General features: G+C 43.7%; 18 protein-coding genes. 11 read left to right on the forward strand and 7 right to left on the reverse strand.

Translation table 11 applies throughout. The features are described 5' to 3' along the window. Position 1 precedes the first annotated feature (1 nt). Both ACT7WV_RS08815 and stpA read right to left on the reverse strand, forming a co-directional pair. Positions 2 to 793 carry a hypothetical protein gene (locus tag ACT7WV_RS08815; RefSeq protein ID WP_445102548.1) on the reverse strand — a complete coding sequence of 264 codons (792 nt, stop codon included), beginning with the start codon at positions 791 to 793 and terminating at the stop codon, positions 2 to 4. A 184-nt stretch (positions 794 to 977) separates the two neighbouring features. Beyond that, complete coding sequence (gene stpA / locus ACT7WV_RS08820) at positions 978 to 2,297, reverse strand: glucosylglycerol 3-phosphatase (RefSeq protein ID WP_445102549.1); 1,320 nt, start codon at positions 2,295 to 2,297, stop codon at positions 978 to 980. A gap of 552 nt (positions 2,298 to 2,849) precedes the next feature. On the opposite strand from stpA, the gene ACT7WV_RS08825 reads away from it, so the two are divergent. Beyond that, positions 2,850 to 4,373, forward strand: coding sequence for a polysaccharide biosynthesis/export family protein (locus tag ACT7WV_RS08825; protein WP_445102550.1), 1,524 nt, complete (start codon positions 2,850 to 2,852; stop codon positions 4,371 to 4,373). A 186-nt stretch (positions 4,374 to 4,559) separates the two neighbouring features. Here ACT7WV_RS08825 and ACT7WV_RS08830 read toward each other — a convergent pair whose 3' ends face one another. Next, positions 4,560 to 5,846, reverse strand: coding sequence for an FAD-dependent oxidoreductase (locus ACT7WV_RS08830; RefSeq protein ID WP_445102551.1), 1,287 nt, complete (start codon positions 5,844 to 5,846; stop codon positions 4,560 to 4,562). 150 nt (positions 5,847 to 5,996) lie between these two features. Between ACT7WV_RS08830 and ACT7WV_RS08835 the strand changes: the two genes are divergently transcribed. Further along, positions 5,997 to 6,941, forward strand: coding sequence for a glycosyltransferase family 2 protein (locus ACT7WV_RS08835; protein ID WP_445102552.1), 945 nt, complete (start codon positions 5,997 to 5,999; stop codon positions 6,939 to 6,941). Between the two features lie 57 nt (positions 6,942 to 6,998). On the opposite strand, the gene ACT7WV_RS08840 is transcribed toward ACT7WV_RS08835, so the two are convergent. Next, the gene (locus ACT7WV_RS08840) at positions 6,999 to 7,904 is read right to left on the reverse strand and encodes an alpha/beta fold hydrolase (RefSeq protein WP_445102553.1); all 906 of its coding nucleotides are present in this window, start codon (positions 7,902 to 7,904) and stop codon (positions 6,999 to 7,001) included. A 94-nt stretch (positions 7,905 to 7,998) separates the two neighbouring features. Between ACT7WV_RS08840 and ACT7WV_RS08845 the strand changes: the two genes are divergently transcribed. Then, the gene (locus ACT7WV_RS08845; RefSeq protein WP_445102554.1) at positions 7,999 to 8,856 is read left to right on the forward strand and encodes a hypothetical protein; all 858 of its coding nucleotides are present in this window, start codon (positions 7,999 to 8,001) and stop codon (positions 8,854 to 8,856) included. A 146-nt stretch (positions 8,857 to 9,002) separates the two neighbouring features. Here the strand turns inward: ACT7WV_RS08845 and ACT7WV_RS08850 are convergent, their stop codons facing one another. Continuing rightward, complete coding sequence (locus tag ACT7WV_RS08850) at positions 9,003 to 9,284, reverse strand: hypothetical protein (protein ID WP_445102555.1); 282 nt, start codon at positions 9,282 to 9,284, stop codon at positions 9,003 to 9,005. 470 nt (positions 9,285 to 9,754) lie between these two features. Between ACT7WV_RS08850 and ACT7WV_RS08855 the strand changes: the two genes are divergently transcribed. From ACT7WV_RS08855 to ACT7WV_RS08870, 4 genes are read left to right on the forward strand one after another with little or no spacing between them, the layout of a single operon-like run. After that, positions 9,755 to 10,381, forward strand: a complete 627-nt coding sequence (locus ACT7WV_RS08855; RefSeq protein ID WP_445102556.1) for a hypothetical protein — start codon at positions 9,755 to 9,757, stop codon at positions 10,379 to 10,381. Between the two features lie 50 nt (positions 10,382 to 10,431). Continuing rightward, on the forward strand, positions 10,432 to 11,916 hold the full coding sequence (locus tag ACT7WV_RS08860; protein WP_445102557.1) for a CIA30 family protein: 1,485 nt from the start codon (positions 10,432 to 10,434) through the stop codon (positions 11,914 to 11,916). 4 nt (positions 11,917 to 11,920) lie between these two features. Continuing rightward, a complete protein-coding gene (locus ACT7WV_RS08865) occupies positions 11,921 to 12,424 on the forward strand; it encodes a hypothetical protein (protein ID WP_445102558.1) in 504 nt (167 codons plus the stop codon). 8 nt (positions 12,425 to 12,432) lie between these two features. Then, the gene (locus tag ACT7WV_RS08870) at positions 12,433 to 13,560 is read left to right on the forward strand and encodes a glutathionylspermidine synthase family protein (RefSeq protein WP_445102559.1); all 1,128 of its coding nucleotides are present in this window, start codon (positions 12,433 to 12,435) and stop codon (positions 13,558 to 13,560) included. Between the two features lie 26 nt (positions 13,561 to 13,586). Here the strand turns inward: ACT7WV_RS08870 and ACT7WV_RS08875 are convergent, their stop codons facing one another. Continuing rightward, positions 13,587 to 14,369 carry an RNA polymerase sigma factor SigF gene (locus tag ACT7WV_RS08875; RefSeq protein WP_463424237.1) on the reverse strand — a complete coding sequence of 261 codons (783 nt, stop codon included), beginning with the start codon at positions 14,367 to 14,369 and terminating at the stop codon, positions 13,587 to 13,589. A gap of 468 nt (positions 14,370 to 14,837) precedes the next feature. On the opposite strand from ACT7WV_RS08875, the gene ACT7WV_RS08880 reads away from it, so the two are divergent. Together ACT7WV_RS08880 and prfB are read left to right on the forward strand one after the other, a co-directional pair. After that, positions 14,838 to 15,566: a Bax inhibitor-1/YccA family protein gene (locus ACT7WV_RS08880; RefSeq protein ID WP_445102561.1), complete on the forward strand. Its 729-nt coding sequence runs from the start codon at positions 14,838 to 14,840 to the stop codon at positions 15,564 to 15,566. A 127-nt stretch (positions 15,567 to 15,693) separates the two neighbouring features. After that, positions 15,694 to 16,801 (forward strand): peptide chain release factor 2 gene (gene prfB / locus ACT7WV_RS08885; protein ID WP_445105606.1). Its coding sequence is split into 2 segments (ribosomal slippage): positions 15,694 to 15,765 and positions 15,767 to 16,801, totalling 1,107 coding nucleotides; the frame shifts between segments, so codons are not numbered across the junction. A gap of 219 nt (positions 16,802 to 17,020) precedes the next feature. Here prfB and ACT7WV_RS08890 read toward each other — a convergent pair. Next, positions 17,021 to 18,250: an RNA-guided endonuclease InsQ/TnpB family protein gene (locus ACT7WV_RS08890; RefSeq protein WP_445101398.1), complete on the reverse strand. Its 1,230-nt coding sequence runs from the start codon at positions 18,248 to 18,250 to the stop codon at positions 17,021 to 17,023. A gap of 279 nt (positions 18,251 to 18,529) precedes the next feature. Between ACT7WV_RS08890 and ACT7WV_RS08895 the strand changes: the two genes are divergently transcribed. After that, positions 18,530 to 18,745 carry a DUF3285 domain-containing protein gene (locus tag ACT7WV_RS08895; RefSeq protein ID WP_445102562.1) on the forward strand — a complete coding sequence of 72 codons (216 nt, stop codon included), beginning with the start codon at positions 18,530 to 18,532 and terminating at the stop codon, positions 18,743 to 18,745. A gap of 35 nt (positions 18,746 to 18,780) precedes the next feature. Beyond that, positions 18,781 to 19,302, forward strand: coding sequence for an rRNA maturation RNase YbeY (ybeY, locus tag ACT7WV_RS08900; RefSeq protein ID WP_445102563.1), 522 nt, complete (start codon positions 18,781 to 18,783; stop codon positions 19,300 to 19,302). The last annotated feature ends 46 nt before the right edge of the window (positions 19,303 to 19,348 follow it).

Below are 19,348 nucleotides of genomic sequence, written 5' to 3' on the forward strand. Positions count from 1 at the left end.
TCTAATTATAAAGGTTTTCGATAAATTCTTGAGTCAGTTGCTTATCCTGCAAAGACCAAATTTTTGTGGAATTTAAGGGCAATGTTTCATGATCATAAGCAGCTAAAAACAAATCGGTAAGTCTAATATTAATTAGCAAAGGTACTCTGTTACTGAGAAACTCTTTAATGCTGTTCTCCAGACTCAGCTTTGAAGAAGGATGCAGAGTTTCCGGGTTAATTAATCCAATACGGAAATAAAAATCATTATCTATATCTGTTGGTGTTCGATGATAGGTATGAAGAATATTAAAACTCTGACTAGCCTTCCGCAACTGGTCTAGGATATTAGGATAAATGGGAGTTTCCTTAAGTAAATCTAAGTTGGTAGCAATTGGCAGTGAACCAAACTGTGCTGCTACTGGCCATCCCATAAGTACAGCCTTGTCTCCCTGAATAGCAAACGAACGATCAAAGGGCTTTTGTTGGCGACTAGTAAAGGGGTAATCACTATCCTCAAACCCACCCAACTGTACCTGTAATGGTAGGTAATCCGAGGTTCCGAGGAAACTAAGAAAACCGTAGATATCCATCTTCTCAGAGCGATTTTGATATCTATTAAGGTTTAAGTTATTCAGGGGCGTCCCTATTACTTTCTCAAGTCCCACAAAAGTAGCGTGAATTTGTGACAGATTGTAGGGCATGAATTCAACGCCAGGAATGGCCGCAATCATCTCCTGGCATTGAATAATTAGATTAGCTAATGCTAAGGATTTTTTGCCGTAAAGTGCTATTAAACTTACTTGTTTTATCACTGCTGTTGCCTTACTAAGTTAGCGAATACAAGTAGTGGCTACAAGGTAAAAACAGATAATTACGTAAGTCTAGTAGTCACTTTTTAGCGTCTTTGCTAAGGATGCACGAAAAAAATCAACCCCAGATAGACTACAGATCAAATGTGCAGTTCTAGCAGTTCATTTGGGAACTATATTAACTTGACTATTTCGTTCCATCACTTGCTTGTCTTGACCGCGCTGCCTTTTGAAAACATTGAGCATATTGTTTGTGTCCTTCGGGAAAAACAACATTTAAAGTTAAAGGATCCTCAAGATCTCGGGCATCGCCAGGTCCTTCTAAAACTACTAACTCTTGCCGAGGAGTTCCAGCATCATTAACAACTACATTGCCAATTTTTAGAGGTTTACGATTTTTAACTTCTCCTTGACTACTATCAACGTACACAATGATATTTCCCTTATCAAACTCTCGGCCAATATCTTGAATTAATTGCAGAAAATTCCGGTCACTGCCTCCACGACGTATCTCAGTTTGACCATTTTCTTCTTCAACTTTACTGGTTACTGTATCACCAACACCAACCATTAAAGGCATCTCTGCTGGGTCAAAATTGGCTTTGACTAAATTCAGTAAATCAGCATGATTTTTGGGAGCTTGTCGGACATTAAACCCTTCTCCTAAAGGATATTTACCTGTCCTTTGGAAATAGTAACTATTTAAAATGACCAGAACACCTGCTTCTTTGATCGCGCCTTGAATCATGAATTGAAAATCTGTAGTTCCTGAGTCTTTCTCTTTGGCTGGCCAGACAATTTCTTGACCTTGCGCGTCTCTGCCCAAATTAGGCGCATAATGTACAAAAAAGGAATTACCTAAACCTTTTACTTCTGCCTCTTGTAGCAGTTCATCCATCAAATTTTTCATTTCTCTCTGCAAGGCAATGTAAATATCAGTGCGCTCACCGAGTTTTTCATGAAAAGTATTAAGATTAGCTGTGGGCGACACCTTGTTATCAAGCACAGAAGCTTGAATACATTCTTCTAGCTCGCTAGCTGCTAGTAATCCTTCATACTGCTCGAAAAAGCTTTCTAGTCGTGTTCTCGTGCGCTGCGGAACTTCGGCTAAAAAGGCTAACTCTTGCTCGCTGACGCCGGGGTGAGAGACATTTCCGTAACGGTCTTGCCATTGTACGCCACCAGCGGCGAGTCCTGGTAAATAAAGACCTTTATCTTTGACTTCAGCAGGATCACCAAAAGCTCTTTCAATAATACTCTTTACGCCTCTCTGACCGATGTGTTCTCCGTTGGTAAGGACGTAAAAGTGACCGTTGAAGAATTGAGTCGCCTTCACATACTCTACTTCTATGACCCGCGTTAGAGGGTCTTTCACCAATCCCATACAGACTCCGTCTAGATCCTGGATTATCAGCAGATTATCAATACCAGTGAGAACTTGAGCGAGCTTTTCATTATTTAAAGACAGAGATTGCTCATGAAGTAGGATGTGAGGAGAAACTGTCATAAAATACTGCTCCAATGCCTTAACAAGTTAATTTTGCCTTATCAAGGTCGATCAGGAAGCGGCGAAGGCTCAATGAAACAAATTCCTAAATGCCAGCGTCCCTAGGCTATAAAGGGTAAATATCCCAAAAGGTTATGTAGACGAATGTAACCCACTGTTGAATATTCGGCAAAATTGGTCGTGCCAATTAGGGTTGTATCTCCTGGAAAGCGGTAAGTAACAAACTAAGCTTGATGACAAAGCCGAGGAAAGCATTGATGAGTTATATACAGACTCCATGTCCCACAAAATTGCTCTCTTTTTATCAATCAACTCGGTATAGTCATCAAGAGAAACCAAGGTCTAAAATATTGACAAATTCAAGAGTGTGTGAGTGTTATTAATAAATTTTGTCGTTCTCCTGCCAGTCACCGATTAGTTTACAGCAGGTAAACCTTTATTCTTCTCTCGTACAGCGAAGTTTCTACGACCAATAATTTTCCGGATTTTCTCCAAAAAATAGCGTGGTTCTAAGTAGTAAGAGTCAATATGTCTGTAAGGAATACTGTTAACGTGAGTACAAAAAGAAATTATTCAAACTACATCCATCATCGTAAATTGCCAGGAAAGCAAAGACTTGATATTTTAAGTCAAAGTAATAGTTCTCAAAGACGTCTAACTCAGCCGATAGCAGGTTTAACTCTGCTGGCTTTATTAAGCTTTACGACCCTTACCCCTGCTCAGGCACAACTACCTGGCTTTTCACCTGTAGCCCCTAGCAGAGCAACCTCTCTGCCATCAGAATCAGCCTACACCTTAGGTTCTGGTGATCGTCTGCGAGTCGATGTTTTTAATGTACCTGAGTACAGTGGTGAATTTCAAGTACTGCCCAATGGCACCCTCAACTTGCCAGTTGTTGGCAGTGTATCGGTACAAGGATTAACCCTGGAAGGAGCTAGTCAAATCCTTGCTAATCGTTACTCTAGTATTCTGAAACGCCCGCTAATTAACCTGAGTCTTTTAACACCTCGTCCCCTAAAATTTTCGGTAGCGGGAGAAGTATCTCGTCCAGGTGCCTATAGTCTGCCATTGAGTGAAGGTCAAAAATTTCCTACCATTACTGAAGTTATCAAGTTAGCCGGAGGTCATACCCAAGCAGCAGCACTCCGGGACGTCCAACTACAGAGAAATGGGGTTGTTTACAACATCAATCTTTGGGATTTAATACAAAACGGGAACCTCAACCAGGACGTTAATTTGAGGGATGGAGACGAAATTTTTATCCCCACCTTAGCCAATGTAGACCTTAATGAGAGTCGTCAACTGGCGGATGCCAGCTTTGCGGCAGATGAAGCCCAGGCTATCAAGGTTGCCGTGGTAGGGGAAGTAGTTCGTCCAGGGCCTTATACAGTGGCAGGCGCTACTTCTAGTGCCGCTAATGCTGACCAAATTGGTGGCGGCGGCACTGGCAGAGACCGCAATCCGCCAACGGTGACACAAGCAATCCAAGTAGCTGGTGGTATTACCCAGTTGGCAGATATTCGCCAGGTTAAGGTACAACGCAAGACTAGAAGCGGCTTACAGCAAGACATTGAGATAGACCTCTGGAGACTTTTACAAGCAGGCGACCTTTCTCAAGATTTAATCTTGCAAGCAGGCGATACAATTATTGTCCCCACGGCAAGCTCACTAACTTCTGCTGAAGCGACTGAATTAGCCTCAGCCAGTTTTTCGGCAGCAATCATTAGAGTTAATGTAGTGGGAGAAGTCAATAATCCTGGTGTTGTTGAAGTTCCAGCCAACACCCCGATGAACCAAGCCCTTCTATCTGCTGGAGGATTTGATAATCGTCGCGCCCGCAAAAAAGCAGTATATTTGGTTCGTCTACAACCCGATGGTACGGTGCAAAAACGGGAAATACAGATAGATTTTACAGCGCCCATCAACGACGAAACTAATCCTCCCCTGCGTCCTAATGACGTGTTGGTTGTCGGTCGCTCTGGTCTTGCCCGTATCTCGGATACTTTAAATACAATTCTCAGTCCCGTTGGTTCCTTCTTCAGTATCTTCAATCTGTTGAACATAGGAGGTAACTAATAATTAAACCTACCAGGTGTTCCCCATCGCACTCAGAGGGAAGAGCTATCGCAGTTCTTAATTGAACAAGGTACAAAGTTCTGGGTTTTAGGGAACTAGAAGTTGAGAGTGCTCAATCTTGAAAGCTTTGTAAAACAGAGCTTTCAAGATTATTGCCCAAGGCGTGTAATCCAAAAAAGTTGTTGACTAATTCTCATTGATTGAGCGCTTAACTTTATTAATCCAACCTTGATGAAGATCTAACACCTGGGAATAAGGCAAGTCCGTATCTATTACTAAATCAAACACGAAGGGATCAACCCAAGAGGTAAACCATTGATGCAATAGCCTTCTCACCTTCAATCGGAAGAAAAACTCAACTAACAACAACTTCTGGCGAGGGAATGTATAATCAGATAATTCCTGCAGGGCATGGGCATCTGGAACTCGTTGCTCGGAAAACTTAGGCAAAACCCGACCCCAATCATCTCCATACTGCTCTAACAACTGCCCCAAAATCAGCACATCCTCTAACGAAGAATTACACCCCTGACCAATGGAGGGAGATACCGCATGAGCCGCATCGCCAATCAGCAACACACTATCCCCCTCATGAAAGCGATCGCAGCGTACCGTTAACACCCTTGCCACCGGACGCTTTAGTAACGTCTCTGCTTCCTCTAGCGACATCAACTGACCAAAAGTCGGGAAATTTTCCTGAAAAAATGCCTTGACTTCTTCTTTTGTTGATAATCCTTCTAGGGGGTTATTCTGATCCTTAAAAAGAATTACTCCATTCAACTGGTTTCCTGGTTGGGGCACCATCAATGTCCGGATGTTATTATTCAAACTCCAGGCATGGATTTTATTCGCTTCTAACTCCACTCCCGCACTCAGATTGCACCGACTTAAAAATACCGACTTATATGAATCTGGAACATACTGTTGGGAACACGGCAAGCCTGTATTCTTAACTAAATACTCTCTAATACTTGACCGTGCACCATCGGCACCCACTAATAGTTGGTAGTGAGCAGTAAAGCTGTCTTTCCCTTCCGGTTTTAAGGTCACAGTTTTAGCCGTCCCATCCACCTGAATACATTCGCAGTTAAAATTTACCTTGACCTGATTAGGACTATAGGTTTTGGTTAATTGCTCCAACAGAATTGCGACAAGGCGATTACGATCAAGGGTGAGAATCGGAATTTTGCGGGGAACGCGTCGGGTTTTGCCTTGCTTTCGATAAATAATCGTCCCCTGACAGAACACACTTTGAGCAGCGATTGCCTCCTCTAGACCAACAATTACTCGAAGCGCTTTTCTCCCTCGTTCCTGAAGCGAGAGAGGAAAGGTTCTCCCACTAAAAAGACTGGTTAACCGAGGATCAGGACGACGCTCATAGATATCAATGTGGTAGTTGCCTCGGCGCAATAAATAATGTGCTAGTAGCAGTCCAGCTGGACCGGCTCCAATAATCACAACGTTTTGAACCATAAAATCAGTACAAAGGTGAGTTGCACAATCAGGTGATAAATAAAGAATAAGGGAGAAAAGAAAGTAGCTAATTTTTGTCTCAAAGATGTTGGAAGTTGCAGGTTACTGATTTGATGTATAGTAGTCAATCAATCTGCACAGCATCTACGGATGACAAAACTCATTATTCAAATTCCTTGTTATAACGAGGAACGTACCCTAGGAGTAACCCTAGATGAGTTGCCTCGCCAGTTGCCCGGTATTGAGATTATCGAGTGGTTAGTCATCGATGATGGCAGCTGCGATCGCACTGTGGAAGTAGCCAAAGCTTACGGGGTTGATCACGTAGTGCGCTTGGCAACTAACCAAGGTTTAGCCAGGGCCTTTATGAGCGGTATAGAGGCTTCTCTCAAAGCTGGTGCTGATATTATTGTTAACACTGATGCTGATAATCAGTACTGCGCAGACGACATTCCTCTGTTACTAGAACCAATTCTCTTAGGACAAGCAGAAATTGTCATTGGGGCTCGACCAATCAGAGAAATTCGCCATTTTTCCCCCAGCAAAAAGCTGCTGCAAAAACTGGGTAGTTGGGTGGTACGTCTTGCCAGTAATACGAAAATTCCCGATGCTCCCAGTGGTTTTCGCGCCTTTAGCCGCGAAGCTGCTATGCAGCTAAATGTCTTCAACAGTTACACCTACACCTTAGAAACCATCATCCAAGCAGGGCAAAAAGGCATGGCGGTTACCTCGGTGCCAATTAGAACCAATCCGGTTTTACGCCCTTCCCGTCTTGTCAGGAGTAACACTTCCTACGTCGTGCGATCGCTCTTGACCATTTTACGGATTTTCATGCTTTACAAGCCCCTGCGCTTTTTTGTGATGTTGGGCAGTCTGCCTTTTAGTTTTGGGGTAATATTGGGTTTACGCTGGCTAATTTATTTTGGATTCGGTACTGAAAGAACTCGGATTCCTAGCTTAATTCTGACTGCCATCTTGATTTTAATTGGCTTTCAGTTGTGGATGTTTGGTTTAATCGCCGATTTAATGGCAGCTAACCGCAGGCTAATCGAAGAGATGCAGTTACGGACGCGTCGTCAGGACTACGATAGTTAAGGCAAATTAAATTGACTAACTCTCTAGCTCAATAAGGCTAGCCGTTTCGGCAATAGCTTAAGCAGCCAAAAATCGCAAATAACGCTCCAGTAATCCAATTACCACTGCTGGCTGCTCCAAATGCGGCAAAATTCCTGTATCTGCGATCGCTTCAAATCCTCTAATAGTTTCCGGGTTCAAACTTGCTAAACGCTCACCTAAGCTTTGGCGAGTAAACTGTGCTTCTTTTCCCCAAAATACTACCGTCGGTACTTTCAATTGCTTAATATACAGCGATAAATCAAAATAAAGGTCACCTCTTAAAAAAGCTAGCGCTGCATATTCTGCGTTGGGCTGTTGCGCTGAGGCTAAATAAGCTTCCACCATTTCTGGTGTTACCCGTTCTGGTTTGGCGAAAAGAAACTGCACTAAAAAATTACCTACCGCTAGTTCGTTAGTCGCTCCCAAAGTATAAATCAGGCTATTCAAAAACGGTATTCTAATTACATTAAGCGGTAATCTACGACCAGCATCCTGTCCAAAGTCAGCAAAACCGGAAGGACAAACTAGCAATAATGCCTTGAATAATTCCGGATGCTTCACAGCAAGACGAATTATCAAAGCACCCGTGAGGGAAGACGCTACTACAGTTACTGGGGAGTCAGCTACCTGTATAAAAAACTCTTCCAGTATTGTTAAATAGTCATTAACTGAGTAATCCCGAGGAGGATGAGCCGACTTTCCCCAGCCAATTAAATCAGGAGCGATGACTCGGTGACTAGTGGCGAAGGCTGGATATACCTTTGACCATTCATAAGCCGAAGCACCACCGCCAAAGTTATGCAAAAAGACGAGGGGTGGAAGATCTTCCTCTAGGACAGCGTCTACTGTCCACAGTGGAGCGACTGGGGTATAATACACCATTGCTCCCAAAGAAGTATTAACTACTTTTTGCCCAAAGCTAGGGGGTTGAAACTCAAGCATTAGTGTCAGACTCTGAGCTTTTCTAATACGTGAACAATAATAAGATAAAACTGCGTTTAACCTTTGAAATTGAAGCTCATGACCGACAAGCAGCATGAAAACTGAAGTATCTAACTCTTTTAGTCATGGGTTTGTCTTGACTGAGCAGGAGTTACAAAGAATTCATAACTTAATCATAGAACAGACTCAGGCAGTTAGTGATACTATCTACATCACCTACGAATTAAAAGTCAAAAATGGCTCGATAATAGAACTAAATTCTCTAGAAGAGCTATTTCTACTAGATAATATTGGAGCAACAGCGATTAAAAGGTTAAAAATTACTGTTGCTGACAAGAAAAATTACTCATCTTACAAAACTTTCCTGGAGTTCCGGGATGCGGATGCAGAAAATGCGACCAACTCTATAGAATACAGGATAATAGCTAAGGATAGAACTTGGGTCTCGGTCACCACCTCTAAGCTAGAAGAAAGAATTAATAAGATTAAAAGGCTTGCTCTTAATCAGCTAATTACCAATAAATTTCGTTATATCCTTCTGTCAATAACATTTACGGTAGCCACAATGCTAGTGAGTTTTTTGGTGATCAAAGAACGTCATCAAACCTTACTAGAACCGCTAATTTCTCTGGAATCTCAGTGGAAAAATGGTAAGATTACTGACCCAGTAGAAGCAATTTTATTAATAGAAAAAGCAAAAATCAGATCTGAAACAGAACTACTAAATATAGTTCCATTTATTTATTTATTTTTACTGCCAATCCCTTTAGTAACTCTTGTACTTGTTTGGCAATACTGTTTCCCTCCTTATAATTTTTGCTGGGGAGAGTATTTAACAATTTTCGACCGTCGCAGAAATGTCGGGATTTTTCTGATGATGGCAATCATTTTTGTTTTTGCAGTGGTCGTCATTGCTAACTGCATTATGTTACTGTTCAGTATAGGTAATTAAACAATACTTAACAAGGTTGAAAGATAATAAATAACGGAAGTCGGCATTGCTTGCTTTACCAGCCGATGTCTGGAAGAAGCCGAGAGTCTCTTAACCAATTGCAGCTATTTTCAGCCGAAGACAACTACCGACAAAAGGCTATCTAGTCAGTTAGGGTAAAATTGCCTTTCAATTTCGGATAACTTCTCCTCTATTTGAAAATGATTGAGTTGCTCCCATTCAGTGGCAATTGTCAGGATTTCCCCAATCAATAAATGAGCCTCCTGTGAACAAGCAATGTCAGCCACGCCCCAAGAACCATCTTCAATGCAGTTGTCTTCAAAAACGCCTAGATTGTGATCTAGCTCTATTCTGGCGTCTCTAAGTAATTGTCCTAGCCTTCTAGCGTGACGTTTTTTGGCTTTGAGTTGTTGACGTGTAAGTAACATATATTTTTTCCTACCTCTACTGTTTAATACTTCAACGGTATAAACCTTTTATCAGGTAGATCCACTACAATACTTAACTTTTCCAGACTGTTGACTGTTGCCTGCCCTTGATAAGTTTAGGGTTTAACAGGAAGAGTTTTTCCTCGCTTAGAGGATTTCTTAAAGATTGATTAGCAGATCTACTAACAAAAGGTAACCTATTGCCGTCAAGTTGCATCAGCGAGGTTCCTCCCTCGGTAGAACATCTGCCAATTGGCACTTGGCTAGTTTGAACTTGTCCACAACCACATCTGAGTAAAAGAGTATCTCCCAAGACAGATTTTCTGACGTGCCGGCTCAATGCTCTTAAGAAAGGGAAGCAAGGTGTTGTCTGCGAAAAATGACTCCCTAGGTATTCCCCTAATTACTGGTATAAGCATTATAAATAAAGCATTAAAACAGTTAATTATCTTGATTTAAGCAACGTTTCGATGACTTTTTTCAATCCAGATGCACCCCTTTTATGTAGAAAACAAAATGCTTTTGAGCTTCCAGATCTCCCTGGGCTTTGGCGTTTTCACTGGCAAATTGGCGATTTTACGCTATTTTCAAGCTTTTATACCAGACTCGACCAAGTTTGCTTAATTTGGGGTGCCATATCAACGTTAATTTTCGTTACAGCTCAATTTGCACCAATTAGTTGGCTAACTCAAGCCGTTTGGTGGTCAGTTCTTACTCTTGTTGGTACAGTTGGCATGGTTGCCTTGATCCCCTCTTGGCTTCACCTAGATGGGCTGGGTTGGATTCTGCGTAGTTGGTTATTTTTGATGCTGTTTGGCTTGGTATTAACCAACTTAAGCCTTTTATTTGGTTGGGGAGAGGTGTTAATGCACCTTTGCCCTTTATGGTTAAGTTTGGTTGCTTTAGGTTACTTGCTTACTGGACTAGGGATGCGATCGCGCACTCTGCTCCTCTCTAGCCTATTCCACCTAGTCACTATCGCGGCTTTGCCCTTTGTGGGTGCTTGGCAGTTTCTAACTACTGGAGTTGTTTTCGGAGTAACTGTCTTACTGCTAGCAGTTTTTCAATGGGATTCCCATGGAACTTGTGGCAACTGAAATAACACCAAATCTGTTTATACACTAGAGAAAATAGTGAGGACGCGATTATGACACAAAAAAATCGCTCTCAATGGGACATCGGCAGATTCGTAAAAACTCTGACCTATTTCGAGGTTATCCCCTTCATTAGTTGCCTAAAACGACTTTTGATGGGCAGTACGAATCATCAACAAGTAACCCAGGGTGGAGACAAAAGAATGGGAGTCATACTCGTAGCCGGGGCAACCGGCGGCGTCGGGAAGCGAGTCGTACGGCGTCTAATTAAAGACGATTATCCGGTACGTGCCTTAGTTAGAGATGCCCAGAAAGGGCGAGAGATGCTAGGTGACAAGGTAGAACTATTCGAGGCAGACATCACCATCCCGGAGACATTGAAGCCAGAACTCATGGAAGGCGTCTCTGCTGTGGTTTGTTGTACTGGCGTCCGAGTGCAACCTGTAGAAGGCGATACTGCTGACCGGGAAAAATACTATCAAGGCATCAAATTCTACATGCCGGAAGTTGTAGATAGTCCAGAAATTGTAGACTATCAGGGCATTAAGAACCTAGCGCAAACAGCCGCTAAGCATCTAGGTAAGGCAGACGAAAAACTACTCTTTGATTTCAAAAACCCCACAGAAGACTTAAGAGAAACCTGGGGAGCAGTAGATGATGTAGTGATGGGTGGCGTTAGTGAGAGTTCTATCCGCCTGAGAGATCACACCGCCCTGTTTACTGGTAATGTCTCTACGGCAAACTCTGGCGGCTTTGTCTCGGTTCGCACTCGCAATTTCGACCCTCCACTAAATTTGGCTGGCTACGAAGGCATTGCACTAAGACTGAAAGGGGATGGTCAAAGGTATAAGTTCATTCTCCGCAGTGAAGCCAAATGGGATGGCATTTCCTACTGCTACTCCTTCGACACGGAAAAAGACCACTGGATTGATGTTCATGTCCCTTTTGATGACTTGATTCCTGTCTTTCGGGCTAAAACCTTGAAAGATGCTCCAGCATTTGATCCCCACCAAGTCTACGCCTTGCAGCTAATGCTGAGTAAATTTGAGTATGACGGCGCACTGAACCCGAATTTCCAGCCTGGTGGTTTTACCCTACAGGTCGATAGGATCGGAGGCTATGGCGGCTCTCCACTGCCACAGTTTATAATGATTAGTTCAGCTGGCGTTACTCGTCCGGGACGTCCGGGAATTAATTTGGACGAGGAGCCACCAGCAGTAAGGATGAACGACCAACTCGGAGGCATTCTTACTTGGAAGCTACGGGGAGAAGAGGCTGTGCGGGAAAGTGGAATTCCCTACACAATTATTAGACCCTGTGCTCTAACAGAAGAAGCCGGGGGTCAAGCCTTGAGCTTCGAGCAAGGGGATAATATCCGGGGCAAAGTCTCTCGAGAAGATATTGCTGAGCTTTGTCTTCAGGTTCTAGAGCAACCTAAGGCCTGTAACCTCACTTTTGAGGTGAAAGAGGCACAAAATAGCGCTCGCCCCCTGAATTGGCAAAGTCTGTTCTCCGCTCTCAAAGCTGATAATCTCTAAGAGAATGACTCTCAAGAGCAAGAAAACTGCTACTCTGACTCTCGTTCTAATTGCCTCAGTATCATTTACTGCTTGCCAAGCAAATCAAAAACGCTCCCGTGAGGTCTACAGAAACCTCAGTGACTGTAGCCTGGAATGGGGCGGGGCAGACAAGTGCGAACCGGTAAGGGATAGCTCATATCCTGTATGGTACTATTACGGTCCCTACTACAGTCATCGTCGAGGTCGGCTTTACTATTACCCCAGCACCGGCACCCAGCCCCAACTTGTTCCCAACAGCGCAGGCATTCTCAATAATTCCCAAAGGCGACCAACACTCTCTGTTAGAGAGGATGCTAGTAAGAGTGAAAATACCACCTCTGGTAGTGGCAGTACTATCAGAAATAGACCCTCGGTTCGTAGCAGCAGCAAAACTTCCCCTAGCAGTGGCAGGGTTAATCGTAGTGGCGGTAAGACTACTCGTGGCGGCTTTGCTTCTGGCGGGCGTTCCGGCAGTCGTGGAGGCTAACACCAACAGTGGAACGACTAATTATCGAGCCTCGTGCCGACTGGCAGCACAAGTGCGAAGCCGTCGGCTTTCACTTCTATGAATTATCTGGACAGCCTTACTGGAATGAGGGAGCCTGTTACCGATTCAGCGCTGAGGAAGTGGACGAACTAGAGACTGTAACTGAGCTTTTGCAGGAAATGTGCTTAGCCGCAGTGGAGTGCGTTATCCAAGAAAACCGTTTTTCTCAACTGTGCATACCCCCGGAGTTTGCTCAGTTGTGCCGTCGCTCTTGGGAAAGGCGCGACTCCTCCCTTTACGGCCGCTTTGACCTAGTGTACGATGGCAAGCACCCTCCGAAGCTTTTGGAGTACAATGCCGATACTCCCACAGCCCTTTTAGAAGCGAGTGTGGTCCAATGGACTTGGTTGGAGGAAGTTTTCCCAAAAGCAGATCAGTTCAACTCTATCCACGAAAAATTACTGGCAGTTTTCCAGGATATGGACTGGCTTCGAGGACAGACGCTTTATTTTAGCTGCGCTGCTGAGAGTAAAGAAGACTCAGCCACTGTAGAATACCTTAGAGATGTAGCTATCCAGGCAGGTTTACAAACCAAGCATATCTTGATTGAAGATATTGGCTGGAACCACACCCAAGAAATATTTTGCGACCTTGACGAGGAAATAATTAGGCATCTATTCAAGCTCTACCCTTGGGAGTGGTTAATTAGTGATCCTTTTGGTCAGTATCTCTTAGCTGAACCAATGATGCTTCTAGAGCCAGCCTGGAAGCTGATCCTCAGTAATAAAGCAATTCTACCCATACTTTGGGAAATCTTTCCCCAGCACCCTAACTTACTGCCGAGTTATTACGACGCTCTTAAATTATCTCATCCCTATCTGAGTAAGCCAGTCTTTTCCCGTGAAGGGGCAAACATCACCATCTACTACGAACAAAAGTACTACCAAACTTCCGGGATATACGGAGATGAGCCATTAATTTATCAGTCTTACTTACCTCTACCAGAGTTTGACGGCTATTATCCAGTCATCGGTTCCTGGGTTATTGGTAATCAAGCAGCAGGCATTGGCATCCGCGAAGATCGTACACCCATCACCCAAGACACTAGTTTTTTTGTGCCTCACTATTTTCAATAAATAACTATTTCGACAAGTTGCTTAAATCAGCTAGCGAGACGCCCAGGTGTTTGCTTCTCCAAGATAGATACTAGTTGATTAACACCGCGTTGTACGTGTCGCGACACCGTCATCGGGCTGACACCAATTTGCTTTGCTACTTCTTTGCGAGATAGTTCCCGCAAAAATACAAACTCAATTGCAGCCTGAGTTTTTCCTTCCAACTGACTAATAGCTCTTTGTAGTTGTTGTCGCTCTTCTTGACAATTTTTCCAGCTTTGTTCAGTAGTATCGGGCAGCGTTTCTCCCAAGGTTACCGAAGAATCAATCATTTGATTCAGAGTTGCATCTAAGCTTAAAGGCCAGCGATTTTGAGCTGCTAATTTAGTTTCTTGCCACTTAGATAATGACACTTTTAAAGCCTTAGCAATTTCGGCATCTTTAGGAAAGCGACCCAGAGTAACTGTCAATTTTTTAGAAACTTGTTTACCTTGCTGATGGAGTTCTTGCCACCGTCGAGGAATCTTGACAAGAAAACCATTGTCCCGTAAAAAATGTAGCATTTCACCACGAATAAAATGCACAGCAAAGGAACTAAAAATACCCCCTTGATAGGGATTAAATCTCTCGATTGCTCGAATCAAACCCACATAACCCATTTGCTCTAAATCTTCATAGGGTTCGGTACACTGCAAACTTAACCTATGAGCAATTTTCTTAACCAAACCAGCATTGAATTGTACTAATCGATTGCGAACCTCTATGGAAGGATTTTTGTAGTAAGCAATCAAAAGTTCCATGTTTTGAAAATCTAGAGACTGATTTACCATCATAAAAAAATCCCAGCGACAAAAATCTGTTTCCTGAAGAAAATTGCTATAAGCAAATAAATCTGTTTCCTTATTATCTGGAAATAAAAATTCCGCAGCTAGCGTCGTTTTACGGAAAATTTTAACTGCAGCTTTTTGAGTCTCAGCAAAAATACGTAAATTTTCGAGCTGGCAGAGTAGGTTAATTAAGAAGCTTTGCTTATCCTGTAAAGGAACTTCGATAGCAAAATAGAAAAATAAAATCCGCAAGAGAAAGAATAAATAATCTAGATATCTCTGTCTCTCGGCAGACTCCTTCTTCCAATCAAGGGGAGTAGATATTAATAGGTTTATCTACTCTCACTGCCACTGGCTAAGCGGTAAATTTGTCGGTTTTCCCTCCTAGCGAGAGCTGATGATTTCGGTAAAAATAGAAATGATTAGCAACTTGTGCTTAATTAATCATTGATAAACTTCAGAGGAAGTCTCATGAGCAACACCAGTGACTTTCGTCAGGCAATTCGTAAAGCTCAAGGCCAAACCTTAGTTGGGCCGAACGTTATTGTCAAGGCGCTTCCCTATGTGGGTGCTGGATTGGTCTTAACTGCACTAGGTACCTACGGTGGTATTGGAGTCATTAATTCCTATCCAGGGCTGTTTATGCCCACTTTTATTGGTGCGCTGATTGTCGAGTTAATTCTCTTCTTCGTAGCCCGTGGCGTTGCTGAAAAGGGGAATAACAGCCTCGCACTACCCATGCTGGCTACCTATAGCCTTTTATCTGGCTATACCCTCAGTGGCATAGTCTACGTTGCCCTGAGTACGCAAGGCGTTGGAGCTCAAGGTATTGGCATTGCGGCCCTTGGCTGTGGCGTTACCTTCATCGCTGCTCGTCAAATTGGCTCTAATCTTTCGGAAGAAGATGGTTTAGCTTTAACCAAGACAATATCCTTAGGCGTAATTGCTCTGCTCGTTGTCTTAGTTGGTCAAATGCTGCTCTCGCTGTTTGGTGTTTACACACCAACTTGGCTAGAAATCGGCATCTCCGGCCTCGGCGTCTTTTTGTTTGCTGGCGTAGCTGTGGTAGATTTCTATATTCTGCCCCGTACCTACCGCGATGACCAATATCTGCCCGCTGCTTTGTCGATGTATTTGACCTACATCAACTTGTTCATTTTCATTTTGCGGTTGCTCATTGCCCTTAACGGTCGTGACTAAAATGCTGCAGTAAGCGAGCAGTTTGGGGGTACGGCTGTAGCCGTGCCCTTAATTGTTTGAAGGATGGAGAACTCTAGTTAAAATCAAAAATGCCAACCTTGAGTAGTAGCTGAAGATTGAAACCATGATGGAAGTATTAGACATCAAACACGAAATCGAGACATTGTCCGAGCGCCTGGGTAAAACCCAGGACTATCTTTGACATCGCTGCCCTAACCGCGAAAATTCAAGACTTGGAGCAGCTAGCGGCTCAACCCGATTTTTGGGACGACCAGACTTCAGCACAGCAAACACTGCAACACCTCAATGACCTCAAATCTAACCTTGAGCAATACGAGCAGTGGCGAGCCAGTTTAGAAGATGCGAAGGCTGTCCTAGAGTTAATGGAACTAGAAGCCGATGAGGCACTGCTAGCAGAAGCTGAAAATAATCTTACCCAGCTCAATCAGGAACTAGATCGTTGGGAGTTAGAACAGCTTCTCTCTGGTTTATATGACTCCCATGGAGCGGTTCTCACGATTAACGCTGGTGCAGGTGGTACTGATGCCCAAGATTGGGCAGAAATATTGCTACGAATGTATACCCGTTGGGGAGAAAACCACGGTTACAAAGTACAGTTGGCAGAAATTTCTGAAGGGGATGAGGCAGGTGTTAAATCTGCGACTCTCGAAATTAATGGCCCCCGCGCTTATGGTTACCTGAAATCGGAGAAAGGAACCCACCGATTGGTAAGAATTTCACCCTTCAATGCCAATGGCAAGCGGCAGACTAGCTTTGCTGGAGTAGAAATAATGCCAGCCTTGGACAATTCCGTTGAGCTGAACATTCCCGATAAGGATTTAGAAATTACAACTTCTCGTGCTGGCGGTAAGGGCGGGCAAAATGTTAACAAGGTAGAGACTGCTGTGCGGATTGTACACCTTCCTACCGGAGTTGCTGTGCGTTGTACCCAGGAACGCTCTCAATTACAAAATAAAGAAAAAGCCCTAACTCTTCTCAAAGCGAAGCTACTAATTATCGCTGAGGATCAACGAGCTCAAGAAGTCGCAGAAATCCGAGGTGATATGGTAGAAGCGGCTTGGGGCAACCAAATTCGCAATTATGTTTTCCACCCCTACCAAATGGTAAAAGACCTGCGCACCAATTTTGAAACAACAGCGGTCAGCGATGTTCTAGACGGTGATCTCGACCCGTTCATTGAGGCTTACCTCCGCCAAGAAAATCAGCTAACTTAAGCCTAAGACCGGAAACTAGCATTTGGGCATCGGGCATCAGGGAGTCAGATTAAAAATTGAACTTGGTAAGTGAGCCTGACACCTTTGCTATACTTCATGCTTAACTTTTCTTAGGTTAGTTTTTCCTGACCAGTGTCCAGTTTGTAAAAGCAAATTGCTACCCTTGAGTCTGCCAATTTTGACATCCTCCTCGACCTTTAGGTACGAGGATTCCAAAGATCACTCTTTGGGTTTCCTCTTTCCACGACTCGGCTTACATTGAGGAGTTTCCCCACCAATGCAGAGGTCGATGTCTCCAGAGGCGTTTAACCCTTCGACAAAGCTCAGGGCTGGCGTTCCCGTGTGCCCCACGGTACGTAGTGCTAGTTCCAAAATGTTCCGGGATGCATTCCAGTCTCGGTCTAAAACAAACCCACAATGGTGACAGCGATGTGTTCTTTGACTCAAAGACTTTTTGACGACTTTCCGACAGTTAGAGCAATTTTGGCTGGTGTAGTAAGGTGGCACAGCCACCGTAGCTACACCAAACACCTTGCCGAAATATTCCAACCAGTTACGGAAAGTCGACCAAGCAGCATCCGATATCGACTTAGAGAGCTTTCTATTCTTGACCATATTTCGTACCATCAAGTCTTCATAAGCAACCAAGTCGTTAGACTGGACTACGCATCTTGCCAACTTCACGGCAAAATCTTGACGCTGCCTACTTACCTTGAGGTGTTTTCTGCTCAAACGGTTTCGAGCTTTGGCTCTATTTTTCGAGCCTTTTTGGGTGCGAGAAAGCTTCTTACTCAATCGCTTAAGAGCTTTCTCGGACTTCCTCAGATGTCTGGGATTCTCAACAGTCTGTCCATCGGAATCGGTATAAAAGTGAGTCAAGCCAACATCTAACCCAATGGTCTTACCAGTCGGTTCTCGTTTCTCAACCCGCTCAACATCAAGACAAAACTGAACGTAGTACCCATCAGCACGACGAACAACTCGAACCCGCTTGATTTGACTCAACTGATAGAAATGCAAGTCACGGGTTCCCCACAGCTTGAAGCTTCCAGCTTTGAAACCATCGGTGAAGGTGATGGTTCTTCTATCTTCCGACAGCTTCCATCCCGTTGTTTTGTACTCAACAGAACCGTGAGTTTGGTGCTTTTTGAAGCGTGGAAAACCCTTTTTTCCTGGCTTGCCTTTTTGGCAATTGTTGTAGAAGCGGGTGATAGCAGACCAAGCTCTTTGAGCGGAGGCTTGTCTAGCTTGAGAGTTGAGCTGAAAAGCGAAGGGAAACTCTTTGGCGAGAACAGCGCAATAAGCACTCAACTCGTATTTCCCAATTCCCTTGTTGTCCATCCAGTATCTGAGGCAACTGTTACCAACAAACCTAGCAGTACGAATGGCTTGATTAAGCCGCTCATACTGCCCGTTTGTTCCCTGAAGTTTTGCTTCAAATACCCACATGATTACGCTGACTTACTTAGGGTAAGTATAGCGCAGTTAAACAAAGCCGCGCTAAAAGCACGGGGCTTTAGACCCATTATTTTGGTAAAAAAAAACCACTTCGTGCATAAAAAGGAGAGTCTAATTCAGATAAATATAGAGGAACTGTCTACTAGGAGATTTTGTTAGAAAGTAGAGATAGCGAACTTTTCATTAGTCTGTAAGGGAGCCGCGATTATTAAGTAACCTGTTACATTAGAGTCATAGAAAATCCAATTTGAGCTAAATTCCCAGTTTTTTATGAGCAACCCGTCTTCAGCACCTGAAGCCCCAACGCGGAGTCTCAGTGAAACTCAAAGCACACCAGCCTTGGTTGCTACTGAGCCCCAACCAACGTATGTAAAACTAGCAATGCGTAATATGGTGCGTAAGGGAGGTAAATCTCTTTACCACTTTTTCTTGACAACTGCGGGCTTGTTGGCTGCGCTAGTTGGTCTTGCCTATTTAACCCATTAGCACACTGACAACTCATCCACCAGGAGAAATTGATTGTGAAGGTTGAAGTGAGTGTGCAGGATTGCTTCTTTATCGGGTCTAGGTTACAAGCTAGAGATGCTGGCAGTATTCTCTGTCCCATTTCTACTGCAACCTGGGAAAACTGGTTCTACAAATGGTTAGAAATTCTGCAACCGAATACTTCGCCTTCTGACACCTACGAACTTAGTTTGCGCCTCACAGACGATGTTGAAATTCAAGCCCTCAATCACCAGTATCGTCAGAAAAATCAGCCAACAGATGTACTTTCTTTCCCTACACGAGAGGTAAGCTTTCCTCAGTTACCAATTGAAATACAGTTGTCGATGCCTTTGGAGCTCGGTGACATAGTTATTTCAGTCGAAAGGGCTGATCAGCAAGCACAACAACAAAGGCATTCCTTATCAAAAGAACTGGCCTGGTTAGCCGCCCACGGTTTACTTCATTTACTGGGGTGGGATCATCCGGATCAGGAAAGTCTGATGAGTATGCTGAATCAGCAGGAAACTTTGCTTCAGATGGTAGGTCAAAAAATCTGAGTGGAGCTTGCTATTGCCTTTTAGGTGGTTTATTCCTAAAGATGGA

The sequence above is a fragment of the Symploca atlantica LB2515 genome, assembly GCF_052546295.1.

What these genes read in the sequence shown, in the direction of transcription:
- stpA (WP_445102549.1), bottom strand. Translation starts at nt 2,297, where the DNA reads ATGACAGTTTCTCCTCACATCCTACTTCATGAGCAATCTCTGTCTTTA.
- ACT7WV_RS08830 (WP_445102551.1), bottom strand. Translation starts at nt 5,846, where the DNA reads ATGGTTCAAAACGTTGTGATTATTGGAGCCGGTCCAGCTGGACTGCTA.
- ACT7WV_RS08835 (WP_445102552.1), top strand. Translation starts at nt 5,997, where the DNA reads ATGACAAAACTCATTATTCAAATTCCTTGTTATAACGAGGAACGTACC.
- ACT7WV_RS08840 (WP_445102553.1), bottom strand. Translation starts at nt 7,904, where the DNA reads ATGCTTGAGTTTCAACCCCCTAGCTTTGGGCAAAAAGTAGTTAATACT.
- ACT7WV_RS08845 (WP_445102554.1), top strand. Translation starts at nt 7,999, where the DNA reads ATGAAAACTGAAGTATCTAACTCTTTTAGTCATGGGTTTGTCTTGACT.
- ACT7WV_RS08850 (WP_445102555.1), bottom strand. Translation starts at nt 9,284, where the DNA reads ATGTTACTTACACGTCAACAACTCAAAGCCAAAAAACGTCACGCTAGA.
- ACT7WV_RS08855 (WP_445102556.1), top strand. Translation starts at nt 9,755, where the DNA reads ATGACTTTTTTCAATCCAGATGCACCCCTTTTATGTAGAAAACAAAAT.
- ACT7WV_RS08860 (WP_445102557.1), top strand. Translation starts at nt 10,432, where the DNA reads ATGACACAAAAAAATCGCTCTCAATGGGACATCGGCAGATTCGTAAAA.
- ACT7WV_RS08865 (WP_445102558.1), top strand. Translation starts at nt 11,921, where the DNA reads ATGACTCTCAAGAGCAAGAAAACTGCTACTCTGACTCTCGTTCTAATT.
- ACT7WV_RS08875 (WP_463424237.1), bottom strand. Translation starts at nt 14,369, where the DNA reads ATGGTAAATCAGTCTCTAGATTTTCAAAACATGGAACTTTTGATTGCT.
- ACT7WV_RS08880 (WP_445102561.1), top strand. Translation starts at nt 14,838, where the DNA reads ATGAGCAACACCAGTGACTTTCGTCAGGCAATTCGTAAAGCTCAAGGC.
- ACT7WV_RS08890 (WP_445101398.1), bottom strand. Translation starts at nt 18,250, where the DNA reads ATGTGGGTATTTGAAGCAAAACTTCAGGGAACAAACGGGCAGTATGAG.
- ACT7WV_RS08895 (WP_445102562.1), top strand. Translation starts at nt 18,530, where the DNA reads ATGAGCAACCCGTCTTCAGCACCTGAAGCCCCAACGCGGAGTCTCAGT.